Source organism: Halomonas maura, from assembly GCF_030409305.1.
Taxonomy (GTDB): domain Bacteria; phylum Pseudomonadota; class Gammaproteobacteria; order Pseudomonadales; family Halomonadaceae; genus Halomonas; species Halomonas maura.
Window position 1 is genome coordinate 153763 of the sequence record NZ_JAUFPQ010000009.1, and the last position, 14136, is coordinate 167898.

The 14136-nt window shown below is 68.2% G+C and carries 18 protein-coding genes; 11 read left to right on the forward strand and 7 right to left on the reverse strand.

Features of this window, described 5'->3' with window-relative positions; translation table 11 throughout:
- Nucleotides 1-97: 97 nt before the first annotated feature.
- From QWY76_RS02765 to QWY76_RS02780, 4 genes are all read right to left on the reverse strand, one after another.
- A complete protein-coding gene (locus tag QWY76_RS02765) occupies nucleotides 98-265 on the reverse strand; it encodes a hypothetical protein (protein ID WP_290309580.1) in 168 nt (55 codons plus the stop codon).
- Nucleotides 266-361: 96 nt separating this feature from the next.
- Complete coding sequence (locus tag QWY76_RS02770; protein ID WP_290309581.1) at nucleotides 362-559, reverse strand: hypothetical protein; 198 nt, start codon at nucleotides 557-559, stop codon at nucleotides 362-364.
- A gap of 3 nt (nucleotides 560-562) precedes the next feature.
- Nucleotides 563-1126 carry a hypothetical protein gene (locus tag QWY76_RS02775; protein WP_290309582.1) on the reverse strand — a complete coding sequence of 188 codons (564 nt, stop codon included), beginning with the start codon at nucleotides 1124-1126 and terminating at the stop codon, nucleotides 563-565.
- A gap of 138 nt (nucleotides 1127-1264) precedes the next feature.
- On the reverse strand, nucleotides 1265-1849 hold the full coding sequence (locus QWY76_RS02780; RefSeq protein WP_290309583.1) for a cupin domain-containing protein: 585 nt from the start codon (nucleotides 1847-1849) through the stop codon (nucleotides 1265-1267).
- A 207-nt stretch (nucleotides 1850-2056) separates the two neighbouring features.
- On the opposite strand from QWY76_RS02780, the gene mobA reads away from it, so the two are divergent.
- The 7 genes from mobA to QWY76_RS02815 all read left to right on the forward strand — a co-directional run bounded on the left by mobA (nucleotide 2057) and on the right by QWY76_RS02815 (nucleotide 7294).
- The gene (gene mobA / locus QWY76_RS02785; protein ID WP_290309584.1) at nucleotides 2057-2662 is read left to right on the forward strand and encodes a molybdenum cofactor guanylyltransferase MobA; all 606 of its coding nucleotides are present in this window, start codon (nucleotides 2057-2059) and stop codon (nucleotides 2660-2662) included.
- Nucleotides 2659-3246, forward strand: coding sequence for a molybdopterin-guanine dinucleotide biosynthesis protein B (gene mobB, locus QWY76_RS02790; protein ID WP_290309585.1), 588 nt, complete (start codon nucleotides 2659-2661; stop codon nucleotides 3244-3246). Before mobA ends, mobB begins: the two co-directional genes overlap by 4 nt.
- Nucleotides 3243-4496, forward strand: coding sequence for a molybdopterin molybdotransferase MoeA (moeA, locus tag QWY76_RS02795; protein WP_290309586.1), 1254 nt, complete (start codon nucleotides 3243-3245; stop codon nucleotides 4494-4496). Before mobB ends, moeA begins: the two co-directional genes overlap by 4 nt.
- 12 nt (nucleotides 4497-4508) lie before the next feature.
- A complete protein-coding gene (gene moaC / locus QWY76_RS02800; protein ID WP_290309587.1) occupies nucleotides 4509-5321 on the forward strand; it encodes a cyclic pyranopterin monophosphate synthase MoaC in 813 nt (270 codons plus the stop codon).
- Between the two features lie 4 nt (nucleotides 5322-5325).
- Nucleotides 5326-5781 (forward strand): molybdopterin synthase catalytic subunit MoaE, encoded by a 456-nt coding sequence (gene moaE / locus QWY76_RS02805; RefSeq protein WP_290309588.1) that lies wholly within the window; start codon nucleotides 5326-5328, stop codon nucleotides 5779-5781.
- Nucleotides 5778-6770 (forward strand): GTP 3',8-cyclase MoaA, encoded by a 993-nt coding sequence (gene moaA / locus QWY76_RS02810; protein ID WP_290309589.1) that lies wholly within the window; start codon nucleotides 5778-5780, stop codon nucleotides 6768-6770. Before moaE ends, moaA begins: the two co-directional genes overlap by 4 nt.
- Before the next feature lie 233 nt (nucleotides 6771-7003).
- Entirely contained in the window at nucleotides 7004-7294 is a 291-nt protein-coding gene (locus QWY76_RS02815; RefSeq protein WP_290309590.1) for an H-NS family histone-like protein, read from the forward strand.
- A gap of 98 nt (nucleotides 7295-7392) precedes the next feature.
- Here QWY76_RS02815 and QWY76_RS02820 read toward each other — a convergent pair whose 3' ends face one another.
- A complete protein-coding gene (locus QWY76_RS02820) occupies nucleotides 7393-8985 on the reverse strand; it encodes a ribonuclease J (protein WP_290309896.1) in 1593 nt (530 codons plus the stop codon).
- A gap of 273 nt (nucleotides 8986-9258) precedes the next feature.
- Here QWY76_RS02820 and purU point away from each other — a divergent pair, with 273 nt between their 5' ends.
- The 3 genes from purU to QWY76_RS02835 all read left to right on the forward strand — a co-directional run bounded on the left by purU (nucleotide 9259) and on the right by QWY76_RS02835 (nucleotide 11357).
- Entirely contained in the window at nucleotides 9259-10113 is an 855-nt protein-coding gene (gene purU, locus QWY76_RS02825) for a formyltetrahydrofolate deformylase (protein ID WP_290309591.1), read from the forward strand.
- Between the two features lie 12 nt (nucleotides 10114-10125).
- A complete protein-coding gene (locus tag QWY76_RS02830) occupies nucleotides 10126-10797 on the forward strand; it encodes an energy-coupling factor ABC transporter permease (RefSeq protein ID WP_290309592.1) in 672 nt (223 codons plus the stop codon).
- A gap of 218 nt (nucleotides 10798-11015) precedes the next feature.
- Nucleotides 11016-11357 (forward strand): hypothetical protein, encoded by a 342-nt coding sequence (locus tag QWY76_RS02835; RefSeq protein WP_290309593.1) that lies wholly within the window; start codon nucleotides 11016-11018, stop codon nucleotides 11355-11357.
- Between the two features lie 10 nt (nucleotides 11358-11367).
- Here the strand turns inward: QWY76_RS02835 and dinB are convergent, their stop codons facing one another.
- On the reverse strand, nucleotides 11368-12426 hold the full coding sequence (gene dinB, locus QWY76_RS02840) for a DNA polymerase IV (protein ID WP_290309594.1): 1059 nt from the start codon (nucleotides 12424-12426) through the stop codon (nucleotides 11368-11370).
- Between the two features lie 54 nt (nucleotides 12427-12480).
- Complete coding sequence (gene lexA / locus QWY76_RS02845) at nucleotides 12481-13140, reverse strand: transcriptional repressor LexA (RefSeq protein ID WP_290309595.1); 660 nt, start codon at nucleotides 13138-13140, stop codon at nucleotides 12481-12483.
- 265 nt (nucleotides 13141-13405) lie between these two features.
- Here lexA and QWY76_RS02850 point away from each other — a divergent pair, with 265 nt between their 5' ends.
- Complete coding sequence (locus QWY76_RS02850; RefSeq protein ID WP_290309596.1) at nucleotides 13406-14077, forward strand: TetR/AcrR family transcriptional regulator; 672 nt, start codon at nucleotides 13406-13408, stop codon at nucleotides 14075-14077.
- Nucleotides 14078-14136: the final 59 nt, after the last annotated feature.

Below are 14136 nucleotides of genomic sequence, written 5' to 3' on the forward strand. Positions count from 1 at the left end.
GCCCCGCCCATGCGGGTGGGGCGCCGTCACAGGAGTTAGCGAGGCATCTTTCGCCCTCCTGCTGATCGCCAGGCGCGCTGACTTGACCGGAACAGGTTCATGCGTATTGGCAATGGCCAAGGTTGTCGGCGTCTGACATCCGATCGATCTGATCAAGGCGCCCGGACCCGACCGCCCAGACATGCTGGCCTTGTTGCCCCACGGCTGCGGCATCGCTATTGCGGGTTCGCTCGCCGCCTTGCCGGCTGAACCAGCTGGCCTGCATCAGCCTTTCTCCCCGGCCAAGACTTCCAGCCTCGCGAAAAGCAGCGTTTCGCGATCCGGATCCCTGGTCTGGATCTGCACGGCATATCCAAAGAGGTCATAGGCTGGCGTAGGTCATGACACCGATAATCAGGTCCACGTCATCGGTGCTGCGCACCTGCTCGCGGGTGAAAGGGTCGGTCAGCAGGAGTCCGGTCGTACAGCCCCCTATGAAGGCCACCTGGTCGCGAAGCTCGGCCCCGAGGGCCTCGGCTACCTGGCGGAGCATGACGCACTGGTCGTCGAAAAGGCTCATTTGTTACCCCAGATACTCCGCCAGCCTCTCGGCGGCGAGCTTGCTCTCGCGGGGATGGCCCAGCCGGATGGCATCGACCAAGGCCAGCATGGCATACAGCTCCCTATCTCGACGCACCGCATAGGGCGCACTCTTGAACAGCGGCTCGATGGCCTGGCCTTTGCTGTTCCCCCGGGCATCCGGCCACACCATCAGCAGTTCCCCCGAGCTGTACAGCCGGCCCTCCAGTACCGGCGCGGCGAAGGTAGTCGCAATGCCGCGGGTGATTTCGCCGGGCTTGGCCGGAAACACATAGCGCACCCCATGCATGATGAAGTTGAACAGGGCCCGGACATTAGCGCGCGGTGCGCCGGTCCTGCGATCCTTGCGAATCAGACCGACTTCCAGACAACGCTGCAAGGACAGACTAGCCTGGCTCTTGCTGATCCCGGTTTCCTCCGCCAAGGCTCTCACGCTATAGCGGGTGGCAAGCTGATCGTCTTCGAGCCCAGGCAAGCCGTTGCCGGGCAAGTCGATATCGGCGTCATCCAAGGCCCAGTCCCGCCAGTCATCGGGAAGCGTTTTCATCAATACCTCGCGTCCCGTGTCCTAGGACATGGGACGGGGTTGGTGAGGCACCATCCCATTGTCAAGAAAAAACCGTCCTGCAGAATGATAGGAGCAGTGCCGTTGCTGGCTGTCGCGCCGGCCCCCAGGCGAGGGGGCTTAGCCGTGGTGAAGCTCTTCCCCGCCATCCGAGAACGACGGCGGGGTATTGGCGCTGACGATCACGCATTCGCGGTCGCCGACGTTGCGAAAGCGGTGGGGCAGGCGCGAGTCGAAATAGTAGGCGTCGCCGGCTTCCAGTATCGCGACCTCGCCGTTCACGGTGATCTCGATCTCGCCCTCGACCACCACGCCGCCTTCCTCGCCCTCGTGCTCGAGCATCTCGTCGCCGGTATCGGCCCCGGGCGGGTAGCGCTCGTGGAGTAGCGACATGCGCCGGTCCGGCCGGCGTGCGGCGACCAACCGCCATGACAGCACCCCATCGCCGATCTCGGTGAGCTCCGAGGCCTTGTAGAAGGGGCGCGGCTGGCTGTGCTCGTCGCCGGCGAAGAAGGCGGTGATCGACACCGGCAGGGCATCGAGGATCTTCTTCAGCGAGCTCACCGAGGGGCTCACGCTGTTCTGCTCGATCAGCGAGATGCTGCTGTTGGTCACCTTGGCGCGCTTGGCCAGCTCCCGCTGCGAGAGGCCACGTTCCTGGCGCAGCTGGCGCAGGCGGGCGCCCACGTCGAATCCTTCATCCATCGTCGTTCCTGTCGGCGGCATCGGCCGCGAGCCTGAAGTGAGTGGTCGTGGAAAATTGTTGACGGATGATACCGTTTCACGGCGGTCTCGATAAGCCGCGGCTTGATCGGCGTCATGCCGGGGAATGGCGCGTGCGCGGCGGCCATGGCACCCATCGCGTGGCTAAGGCATCATGAGCGTATGCCTGAGCAATTCACTGGAGTATTGATGATCCACCGAGACGACCTCACCGGGCTGGTGCTGGCCGGGGGTCAGGGGCGCCGCATGGGCGGGCGCGACAAGGGCCTCGAGCCGTTCGCCGGCCGCCCGCTGGTGGCCCACGCCTGCGCGCCGCTGGTCGGGCGGGTATCCGAGGTGCTGATCAACGCCAATCGCCATCTCGAGGCCTATGCCGAGCAGGGCGACCGGGTGATCCGCGACGCCGAGGCCGGCTACCAGGGCCCGCTGATGGGCATCTACAGCGGCCTCCACGCCGCCCGGACCCCCTGGGTGGTGGTGGTACCGTGCGACAGCCCGGCACTGCCCGACGACCTGGTGGCGCGGCTGGTGGGGGGCATCGGCGCGATGGATATCGCCGTGGCCGATGACGGCGAGCGGTTGCATCCGGTGGTGGCGCTGATCCGCCGCTCGCTGGTCGACGACCTGGCCCGGGCCCTGGCCCAGGGCGAGCGCAAGATCGACCGCTGGTATGACCGGCATGCCTGGTGTCGCGTCGATGTCTCCGACTGTCCCGACGCCTTCGCCAACCTCAACACCCACGACGAGAAGCAGCGCCTGGAGCGCCTGCACGGCAAGGAGTCTGCGCGCCGATGAGCGATTCGCTACCCGCCACCCTGACCCTGCGCGACGACCTGCCGCTGCTCGGCATCGCCGCCTGGAGCGGCACCGGCAAGACCACCCTGCTGGAGCGCCTGCTGCCCGCCTTGCGGCGCCGAGGGCTACGCGTGGCGGTGATCAAGCATGCCCACCACGGCTTCGACGTCGACCAGCCGGGCAAGGACAGCCATCGCCTGCGCCAGGCCGGCGCCGCGCCGATGCTGGTGGCCTCCCGGGCGCGCATCGCGATGATGATGGAGACCCCGGGGCGCGACGAGGCGGACCTCGCCGAGCTGGTCGAGATGGTCCGCCCCCAGGCCCCGGACCTGATTCTGGTGGAGGGCTTCAAGGCCTGGCCGCTGCCCAAGCTGGAGCTGCATCGTCCCGCGGTGGGCAAGCCGCTGCGCGTGGCCGAGGATCCCTGGGTCAAGGCGGTGGCCAGCGACGTCGTCGTGCCCCTGCCCGAAGGCGTCGAGGCGCTGGAGCTCAACGACCTCGAGGCGCTGGCCGACTGGGTCGCCGCCTGGCCCGCGCGCTGGCCCGAGGCGCGCCACCCGCGCCGGGAGGGCCGCCCGGCATGACGCTCTCCTGCTTCGATCTCGGCGAGCGCATGCTCACGCCGGAGCAGGCCGACGCCGCCCTGGCCGAGCTGGTGCCGACGCCGCTGGCGGTGGAGCGGGTCGGCCTGGACGCCCTCTACGGCCGGGTGCTGGCCGAGGACGTGTTCTCGCCCATCGACGTGCCCCAGAACACCAATGCCGCCATGGACGGCATCGCCCTGGCCTGGCCCGTCGCCGGCTCGCCGCCCGAGAGCTGGCGCCGGGTCGGCGAGGTGCTGGCCGGCCGTTCCCATGGCGCGACCCTCGCGCCCGGCGACTGCGTTGCCATCACCACCGGGGCGCCGCTGCCCGCCGGGGCCGACACCGTGATCATGCGCGAGCAACTCGAGACGACGGGGCAGGCCGTGCGCGTGGAGCATCCCGAACGGGTCAGGCGCGGCCAGCACGTGCGCCAGGCCGGCGAGGACATCGCCCGTGGCCAGCGGGCGCTGGCCGCCGGCACCCGCATCGGCGCCGCCGAGCTCGGCCTGCTGGCCTCGCTGGGGCAGGCCGAGGCGGCGGTGCATCGTCGGCCCCGGGTCGCGGTGTTCTCCACCGGCGACGAGGTCACGCCGCCGGGCGAGGCGCTGCCCCCGGCCGGGATCTTCGATGCCAATCGCTTCAGCCTCGCCGGCCTGCTGCGCGAGCAGGGCGCCGAGCTGCTCGACCTGGGGATCCTCGCCGACGATCGGGCCGCGACGATCGCGGCGCTGCGCGATGCCGCCGAGCGGGCCGACCTGGTGATCACCAGCGGCGGCGTCTCGGTGGGCCAGGCCGACTTCACCCGCCAGGCGCTGGAGGAAGTGGGGCGCCTGGCCTTCTGGCGCATCGCCATCCGCCCGGGGCGGCCGCTGGCCTGCGGCCAGCTCGGCGCGCGGGCGGTGCCCTTCCTCGGCCTGCCGGGCAACCCGGTGGCGACCATGGTCACCTTCCTGCAGTTCGTGGTGCCCCTGCTGGGCCGGCTGCAGGGCAGGGCGGAGGTGGCCCCGCGACGGCTGACGGCGCTGGCCGAGACGCCCCTGCGCAGCCGCACCGGGCGCACCGACTTCCTGCGCGGGGTCACCCGCTGCGACGAGGCCGGCCGGCTGTGGGTGCGCGACACCGGCGCCCAGGGCTCCGGCATCCTGTCTTCGATGGTGGCCGCCGACTGCCTGATCGAACTCGACGCCCGGCGCGACAGCGTCGAGGCCGGCGAGGCGGTGACCATCCAACCCCTTTTTCGACTGTCTTGAGGCGCTGAATCCATGAGCCTGACCCATCTCAATCCCCGCGGTGAAGCCCATATGGTCGATGTCGGCGACAAGGCGGAGAGCCGCCGCGAGGCGCGGGCTTCCGGCATCATCCAGATGCGCCCCGCGACCCTGGCCCTGCTGGCCGATGGCGACCTGCCCAAGGGCGATGTGCTGGCCACGGCGCGCATCGCCGGCATCCAGGCCGCCAAGCGCACCCACGAGCTGATCCCGCTGTGCCATGCCCTGGCGCTGTCCAAGGTGAGCGTCGACTTTCGCCTGGACGAGGCCGCCTCCTGCGTGCATGTCAGTGCCACCTGCCGGCTGACCGGCCGCACGGGCGTCGAGATGGAGGCGCTGACCGCCGTGTCGGTGGCCTGCCTGACCCTCTACGATATGTGCAAGGCCGTGGACAAGGACATGGAGATCGGCAGCATCCACCTGGAGGCCAAGACCGGCGGCAAGTCCGGCGACTATCAGCGTGGCCCGGCCGCCCTGGAGCCGGCGCCGATCGTCACCGGCGAGGGCGCCACCGGGGAGGTATCGCTGGGCGTGCGCTGTGCCATGGGCGAGCCCTGCATCCGCGTCAAGTGCCTGGCCGAGCTTCGCGAGCGGCTCGGCGTGGGCGAGGTCTCGGTGCCCTTCGACGAGTTGGAAAGCGCCGACGTGGCCGGCCTCAAGGCGCTGCTCACCTCCAGGGATTCGCGCTTCGCCGGCCTCGAGGAGGGCCGGGTGCTGTGCGCGGTCAATCAGGTCATGGCGGGCAACGCCACCCCGCTGACCGCCGAGGACGAGGTGGCCTTCTTTCCACCGGTGACGGGGGGTTAGCGGGATGATTCGTGTGCAGCAGGAGCGCTTCGATGCGGGCCTCGAACAGCAGGCCCTGACCCGTGGGCGCAGCGATATCGGCGCGGTGGTCAGCTTCACCGGGCTGGTGCGCGACTTCAACGAGAGGCCCGAGGTCCAGGCCCTGACCCTGGAGCATTATCCCGGCATGACCGAGTCGGCCCTGGCCGAGATCGTCGCCGAGGCCGAGCAGCGCTGGCCGCTCCAGGGCGTGAGGCTGATCCACCGCATCGGCCACCTGGCCCCGGGGGATCCTATCGTGTTAGTGGTGGTGGCCAGTGCCCATCGGCGCGCGGCCTTCGAGGCCTGTGACTTCATCATGGATTTCCTCAAGACCCGCGCGCCCTTCTGGAAAAAGGAACACACGGCCAGCGGTGCCTACTGGGTGGCCGAACGCGAGGGTGATCATCGAGACGCCCGACGCTGGGAGACTTCAGAATGAACGACGAGCTCATCGACGACTTCGGCAGGCGAGTGCGCTACGTGCGCATCTCGGTCACGGACCGCTGTGACTTCCGCTGCGTGTACTGCATGAGCGAGGAGATGACCTTCCTGCCGCGGGCCCAGGTGCTGACCCTCGAGGAGCTGTCGCTGGTGGCCCGGGCCTTCACCGAGATGGGCGTGGAGAAGATCCGCCTGACCGGCGGGGAGCCGCTGGTCCGCCGCGACATCGACCGCCTGGTGGACGACATCGGCGCCTTGCCGGGGCTCAAGGACTTCGCCATGACCACCAACGGGGCGAGCCTGCGCAAGTTCGCCCCGCGGCTGCGCGAGGCGGGGCTCCAGCGGCTCAACATCAGCCTCGACTCGCTGGATGCCGAGCGCTTCCGTCGGCTGACCCGCACCGGTGAGCTGGCCAGGGTCATCGATGGCATTCGCGCGGCCCGCGAGGCCGGCTTCGAGCGTATCAAGCTCAATGCGGTCATCCTCAAGGGCCGCAACGACGACGAGGTCGTGGACCTGGTCGACTTCGCCCGTGGCGAAGGCATCGATATCAGCTTCATCGAGGAGATGCCGCTGGGCGACGTCTCGGACCACTCGCGGGCCGAGACCTTCTGTTCCAGCGACGAGGTGCAGGCGCTGATCGAGCGTCGCCACCGCCTGATTCCCACCACCGAGTCGACCCTCGGGCCCTCGCGCTATTTCCGCATGCCGGACAGCGAGACCCGGGTGGGCTTCATCTCGCCCCATAGCCATAACTTCTGCTCGACCTGCAATCGGGTCCGCGTCACGGTGGAAGGGCGCCTGCTGCTGTGTCTCGGCAACGAGCACTCGGTGGACCTGCGCGCCGTGCTGCGTCGCCACCCCGGCGATATCGATGCCCTCAAGGAGGCCATCGTCGAGGCGATGCCGCTCAAGCCGGAGCGCCACCATTTCACCACCGACGGCGATGTTCAGGTGGTGCGCTTCATGAACATGACCGGCGGCTGATTCCCCTCGACCCGTCGGGAAGGGCAGCGCCTTTTCCGGCGGGTCATGGCTGTGCTGCCCTTCGTTTCCTTCCCGGTTTTTTCCCCCCTTCATTTTTCTTCTCGAGGATTCCCATCCACGATGGTCGGGAATTTTCCTCGACTATTCTTGCCAAATGGGTATCGACGAATATACTTTCGATATGGCCCGGTTAGTCACAACCGAACCTGAGAATTCCCGATACGGAGGGGGCAATGTCCAACGAATCCCTGGAGCGCATCGCTCGCAACAAGAACGTGGCGCGTGCTGCGGCTCGTCAGCTCAGCATGGAGCAACTGCACAAGCTCGCCGAGGTCATCGGTGAGGTCATCGAGCAGAAAAACGATGAAGAGCGTCGTCGCCAGGAAGATGAAGCGCTGAAGGCTCGCAAGCTGGCGGAGATCCGTGAGCAGATCAATGAAGCGGGCCTCTCCGTCGATGATCTGGTGCCCGAACAGCCTCGCCGCAAGCGTGGCCGTCCGCCGAAGAAGGCCGACAACGCCTGAGCCCGAGCGACGACGTCGCGAAGCCAGTAAGCAGTAAGCAGCAATCACAAAAGCTCCCGCCACTACGGCGGGAGCTTTTTACTGGCCGGAAGCCGTCGTCAGTCCGACGGGCTCGAGGAGAGCTCCGCCTCGGCGGCGAGGATCTGCAGGTGGATTTCCGGCACCCGTCGCAGGTGCTCGCCCATCCAGGCCAGCAGCCTCGGGCGCAGGGCGAGGCGCAGGTCGGCGAGGGTATCGACGTGAATCTCCTCGAGGCAGTCATCCAGCCAGTCACTGAAGGCGTCCTCGTCGAGGGGCGACGACTGGCTGGTATCGAGCAGCAGGCGACCGAGGCGCGTCCAGCCATGCTCGGTGGCGGCCACCGTCAAGGCCAGGTGAAGCTGCCCATGGCGCGAGCGTTCTTCACCGCCGAGCCCCGGCAGGGGCGCCACCTCGTCCTGGCGAATCATGCGCGGCGACTGGGGATGGCGCGCCTCGAGGTGCAGGCCCTCGGCATCCAGGCGGATCAGGTCGCCGTTCTGGGGCGCGAGGGGCGCGTCGATGCCCAGCTCCCGGGCGAGCGCCCGATGGGCCTCTTGATGGCGCGGCTCGCCATGCACCGGCAGCAGGCGTCGGGGGCGTACCCAGCCATAGAGGGTGGTCAGCTCCTCCTGGGCGGGGTGCCCGGAGGCATGCAGTTCCGGGTGGTTGGTGTCGTCCAACAGGGTGACGCCGAAGCGGCCCAGCGCGTCCTTCAGGCGCGCGATCAGGCGCTCGTTGCCGGGGATGGTCCGGGACGAGAAGATCACGCTGTCGCCGCTCTCCAGCTCGAAGTGGCGATGGTTGCCTCGGGCCAGCCGGGACAGCGCCGCCCGGGGCTCGCCCTGGCTGCCGGTGGCGATCACCAGCACCTCCTCCGGGGGCAGGTAGCCGAGGTCGCAGACCGGCACCAGCCGCGGGAAGTCTTCCAGCAAGCCGAGCCCCCGGGCCACGCCCACCATGCGTTCCATGGAGCGGCCCATCAGGCTCACCCGGCGGCCGCAGCGCTCGGCGGCGCGGCCGATGGCCAGCACCCGGGCCAGGTTGCTGGCGAAGCAGCTGACCACCACCCGGCCCCGGCAGGTGCCGATGGCCGTCTCCAGGGCCCGTGACACCTCGCCCTCGCTGCGGGAGTGCCCGGGGAGGAGGGCGTTGGTGGAATCGCCCACCACCAGGTCGACCGGGGCCAGGGCGCGATAGGTCTCGGGGGCCACGGCCGGGCCGATCAGCGGCTCGGGGTCGAGCTTCCAGTCGCCGGTGTGCAGCACCCGGTGCTCGCCGGCGGCGAGCAGCAGCGCGCAGCTCTCCGGAATGGAGTGGGTGAGCGGCAGGTAGCGCAGGGTGAAGGGGCCCGTCTCCAGGGCTTCGCCGGGCTCGATGACCCGGATGGCATCCTGGCGCAGGCCGCGCTCGGCGAACTTGGCGCGCAGCAGGCCGGCCGCCAGGGGCGTGGCATGGATCGGGCAGCCCCACTTCGGCCACAGCCAGGCGGCGGCGCCGATATGGTCCTCGTGGCCATGGGTGATGATCAGCGCCGAGGGCCGGATGCCCATGGTGGCCAGGGTCGAGAGGTCGGGCACCTGCAGCGGGCTGTCCGGCAGGTCCTGGCGGATCATCATGCCGCAGTCCACCGCGATCCAGTCGCCCTCGTGGCCGTAGAGGCTCAGGTTCATGCCGATCTCGCCGCATCCGCCCAGCGGCAGGAAGTGCAGCGGCGGGCGGCGGCGGGGACGAATCTGGACACGGGGTCGGGGCATCGAGGAGGCAGGTGGCCGGGAAATGTGTCTTCACTATACGGGATCGTCGCCCGCGCCCACAACGAACCCCTTATCAAGTGGCTCACGTTATCCGCCTGGGTAGCCGAGTGGTGCCCGCGGGTCTGACCCGGCGGACGGATTTCGCTACAATGCGGACTCCCTCGTCCGCCCAACCGCAACGGTCATCCGATGTCACACTACTATCGACTGGTGGTTTCCTGTCCCGATCGCCGGGGAATCGTCTCCCGGGTATCGACCTTCATTTCCGGGTATGGGGGCTCCATCACCGAGGCCAGCCAGCATTCCGATCTCGAGTCGGGACGCTTCTTCATGCGCTACGAGATCCTCGCCGATTCGATCGGCATGTCCCATGAGGCGCTGCGCGATGCCTTCGCACCGATCGCCGACGAATTCGCCATGGACTGGGCGCTCAACGACACCAGCCAGCGGCGCCGGGTGGTGCTGATGGTGTCCCGGGAGAGCCACTGCCTGGTGGACCTGCTCTACCGCTGGACCGCGGGCGAGCTCGATTGCGACATCGCCGCGGTGATCTCCAACCATGACGACCTTCGCGCCCTGGTCGAGTGGCACGGCATTGCCTATCACCATGTGCCGGTGAGTCCCGACGACAAGGCGCCGGCCTTCGCCGAGGTGCAGCGACTGGTGGACGAGGCGCGCGCCGATTGCGTGGTGCTGGCGCGCTACATGCAGATCCTGCCGCCCAGCCTGTGCGAGCGCTATGCCGGGCGGGTGATCAATATCCACCACAGCTTCCTGCCGTCCTTCGCCGGTGCCAAGCCCTATCATCAGGCGCACCAGCGGGGCGTGAAACTGATCGGCGCGACCTGTCACTACGTGACCGAGGAACTCGATGCCGGGCCGATCATCGAGCAGGATATCCATCGGGTCAGCCACTGTCATACGCCCAACGACCTGGTGAGGTTCGGCCGCGACGTGGAGAAGGCCGTGCTGGCCCGCGGCCTGCGCTGGCACCTGGAGGATCGCGTGCTGGTGCACGGCAACAAGACCGTGGTCTTCGCCTGAACCGGAGGCGCGATGTCGTTTTCCGAGCTGGTACTCGTACCGTGGCTGCTGTGGCTGGGGGCCGCCGTCTCGCTGGCCTTCGTCGGGCTGGCGCTGAGCCGGCGCCCCTGGCAGGCGCTGCTCGACGACCATGCCCTGCAGCACCGCTGGCTGGCGGCCACGGTGATGGTCATGCTGCTGTGGCAGCTGCGCGCCCAGGCGGTCGACTGGCTCACCCTGCACCTGATGTTTACCGCCCTGCTGACGCTGATCTTCAAGGCGCCCCTGGCGCTGCTTTCCATCGTCGCGGTGAACCTCGCCATGGTGCTGCTGGGGCGGGTCGAGTGGCCGCTGCTGGGCGTCAACGTGCTGGTCACCGGGGTGGTGCCGGCGCTGGTCATCAGCCTGGTCTGGCGGCTGGTGGATCGGCACCTGCCCGATCACCTGATGGTGTTCCTCTTCGTGGGCTGTTTCTTCGGCTCCGCCCTGGCCACGCTGGGGGCCGGCGGCGCCGCGGTGGGGCTGATGGCCCTCGGCGCGAGCGATCCCGGCGCCATGCACCAGGCGCTGGAGTATGCCCGCTTCCTGCCCCTGCTGATGCCCTCGGAGGCCTTCATTACCGGCATGCTGATGAGCATCCTGCTGGTCTATCACCCCGACTGGGTCGCCACCTTCAACGATCACCGCTATATCGATACCAAATAGGGGTGAAGAGTGAAGAGTGAAGAGTGAAGAAAAACTCCGACCTCGGGCTGCCAATGGGTGAGCTGGGGTTTCCTCGGCCCTCGGCTCTTGCACAGCGGGAACACTGCCGGGATGTCGCAGGGCATTGATTAGCCGGTTCTTATGCGGGCTTGCCGGGTCATGCATTGTCGCGCGTTATGGCATAGTGTGACCTTTTCGTTACTGACCCGAGAGGCTTCGTGAACGTCAAAGCTACCCCTGTCGCCCGGTCACCGAGGCTGCTGCGCCAGCAGATGCTGCGAGATAACCGCTTCTTCGGTCTTCACCAGATCTGGTTCGCCGTACTCTTGACCCCTGCCAGCCTGTATCTCATGCGCCTGTTCAGTCCGCTGCCATGGCAGTGGCTCGTGGTCCCCGGCTTCCTGGTGGCCTGGCTAGTGGTCGAGCTGCTGTTCCTTCGCCGTCGCCTGGCCATCCGGCGGCTGGCGGTGAAGCAGAGCCATGACGAGATCGTCCGCGAGGCCCTGCGCCACGGGGTCGCCTTGCAGGAGGTCCGGGTGATCGACCGGGAGAGAGAATGATCCGGAGGCGTCAGATCGGCAGGCTGAGCTGCTGCCGGGCATCTTCCGGCAGTAGCCGTACCCCGACGCCCAGCAGGCGCACCGGGCGATGGGCGCGGGCCCAGGCCTGCTCCAGCAGGCTCTGGTAGCTGGCCAGATCGGTCGAAAGCCCGCGGCTCTCGAGCGTCGTCAGGCTGAAGTCGTCGAAGCGCACCTTGACGAAGATGCCGGTCAGCGGCGGATGCCCGTGGCGGGCCAGGCGACCCGCCAGGCGCTCGCACAGCGGCGCCAGGGCCGCCCGGGCGCTCTCCAGGTCGGGCAGGTCGCGGTCGAAGGTGGACTCCACGCTCACCGACTTGCGCTCGCGCTCCACCCTGACCGGCCGCTCGTCGATGCCCCTGGCCAACTCGTAGAGGCGATGGCCGAACTTGCCGAATTCCTCGAGCAGCCGCTCCAGCGGCACCCGGCGCAGGTCGGCACAGGTGGCGATGTCGAGTGCCTCCAGCCGGGCTCCGGTGGCCGGTCCCACCCCATGCAGCTTCTTCACCGGCAGGGTCTCCACGAAGCCCTCGACCCGCTCGGGAGGAATCACCGTGAGGCCGTCGGGCTTGTCCCAGTCGCTGGCGATCTTGGCCAGGAACTTGGAGGGCGCCACGCCCACCGAGACGGTGATCCCGGTGCGGGCCAGGCACTGTTGCTTCAACCACTGGGCCATCCAGGTGGCGCTGCCCTGGAAGCCCTCCACGTCGCTGACATCCAGGAAGGCCTCGTCCAGCGACAAGGGCTCCACCAGGGGCGTGAGCTCATGGAAGATGGCCTGGATCTGCCGGGAGACCTCCCGGTACTTGTCGAAGTCGCCGGGCAGCAGGGTCAGCTGCGGGCAGAGGCGCAGGGCCCGGGCGGTGGGCATGGCGGAGTGGATGCCATAGGACCGGGCGGGGTAGTTGCAGGTGGCGATGACTCCGCGATGCTCGCGCGAGCGGCCGATGGCGATGGGTATCTCCCGCAGGCTGGGGTCATCGCGCATCTCCACGGCCGCATAGAAGCAGTCGCAGTCGGCATGCAGGATCTTGCGGAGTCGCTGGGTCATGACGGAAGTATTGGCCGGTGAGGGTGTCACCGGCCAGCAGGAGGGGTTAGGGGGTTAGCCCAGGGCCTGGCCATTGCCGCCACGTATAACGCCCACCCCGATCCCCTCGATCTCCAGCGCCTGGTGGCGTAGGTCCACCTCGATGGGGGCGAAGTCGGGATTCTCGGCCTCCAGGGTCACGGTGTGGCCCTTGCGATGGAAGCGCTTGACGGTCACGTCGTCCTCCAGGCGGGCCACCACGATCTGGCCGTCACGGACCCGCTCGGTACGATGCACGGCGAGCAGGTCGCCTTCCAGGATGCCCACGTCCTTCATGGACAGCCCGCGAACGCGCAGCAGGTAATCGGCCCGGGGCGTGAAGTATTCCGGCGGCAGCGGGCAATAGCGGTCGATATGCTCGGCGGCCAGTATCGGGCTGCCGGCGGCCACCTCACCGATGATCGGCAGGCCCTGGGGGGCGTCGTCCTGGGGGGCATCGGGGGCCGCGGCCTCCGGCTCCTGGGCCGGCAGGCGAATGCCCCGGGAGGTGCCGCGGATCATGCGGATGGCGCCCTTGCGCTCCAGGGCCCGCAGGTGCTCCTCGGCGGCATTGGGCGACTTGAAGCCCAGGGCGCGGGAGATCTCGGCCCGGGTCGGGGGGTAGCCCAGTTCGTTCATGGTCTTGACGATGAAGTCGTAGACATTCTGCTGGCGCGGGGTGAGGGGGCGAGTCATGCGACCTCCGGGGCGGGAGCGGTGGGTGGCAGCCATGCTGCTCGTCTATTGGGCAAGTATACAGCATGGGTATCCATCCAGTAAAAGGCCGGATCAGCGTTTCCGTGCCCTCCCAGACGCGCCCGCACCCGGCCTGGCAACGCGGGCAACGAGCTCCAGGCTTTCCCGTTTCAAACGCAGGGTCCTGTGCGCATTGAGGCGAGGCCCTTGGGTGTCATACACTCGACATATATTCAAACAAATGTTTCCAACCCGGACGCACGCCATGGCTCAGCCCGATACCGTTACCCGCATCCTCGATACCGCCGAGGTGCTGTTCGCCGAGCGCGGCTTCGCCGAGACCTCGCTGCGCAACATCACCAGCAAGGCCAAGGTCAACCTCGCGGCGGTCAACTACCACTTCGGCTCCAAGAAGTCGCTGATCCAGGCGGTCTTCGCCCGCTACCTCGACCCCTTCACGGCGCGCTTCCATACCGCCCTGGACGAGCTCGAGGCGCGCCACCCGGGGGAGGGCGACGAGATCCCCCTGGAGGAGCTGCTGGAGACCATGGCACGCACCGTGCTGGAGGTGCCGGCGGAGCGCAACAGCCTGAAGGTGTTCATGCGCCTGCTGGGGCTGGCCTACAGCCAGGCCCAGGGGCACCTGCGCCGCTACATCCAGGACGAGTACGGCAGCGTCTTCACCCGCTTCACCGAGCTGGTACGGCGGGCCACCCCCGACCTGCCGGATGCCGAGCGCTTCTGGCGGCTGCACTTCATGCTGGGCACGGTGATCTTCACCCTGTCGGGCCTGGATGCGCTGCGCGATATCGCCGAGAAGGACTACGACGAGCACATCACGGTGCGCGACCTGGTGCGTCGCCTGCGACCGGTGGTGGTCTCGGCCATGAACGCCCCCCTGCCGGAACCCCCGGCCGCGGTCCGTCAGGCGAGCTGAAGGGCCAGGCAGGGGCCGTTGCCGGCGGAGTATGGGGTGTAGGGTGAGGAGTAAGGGGT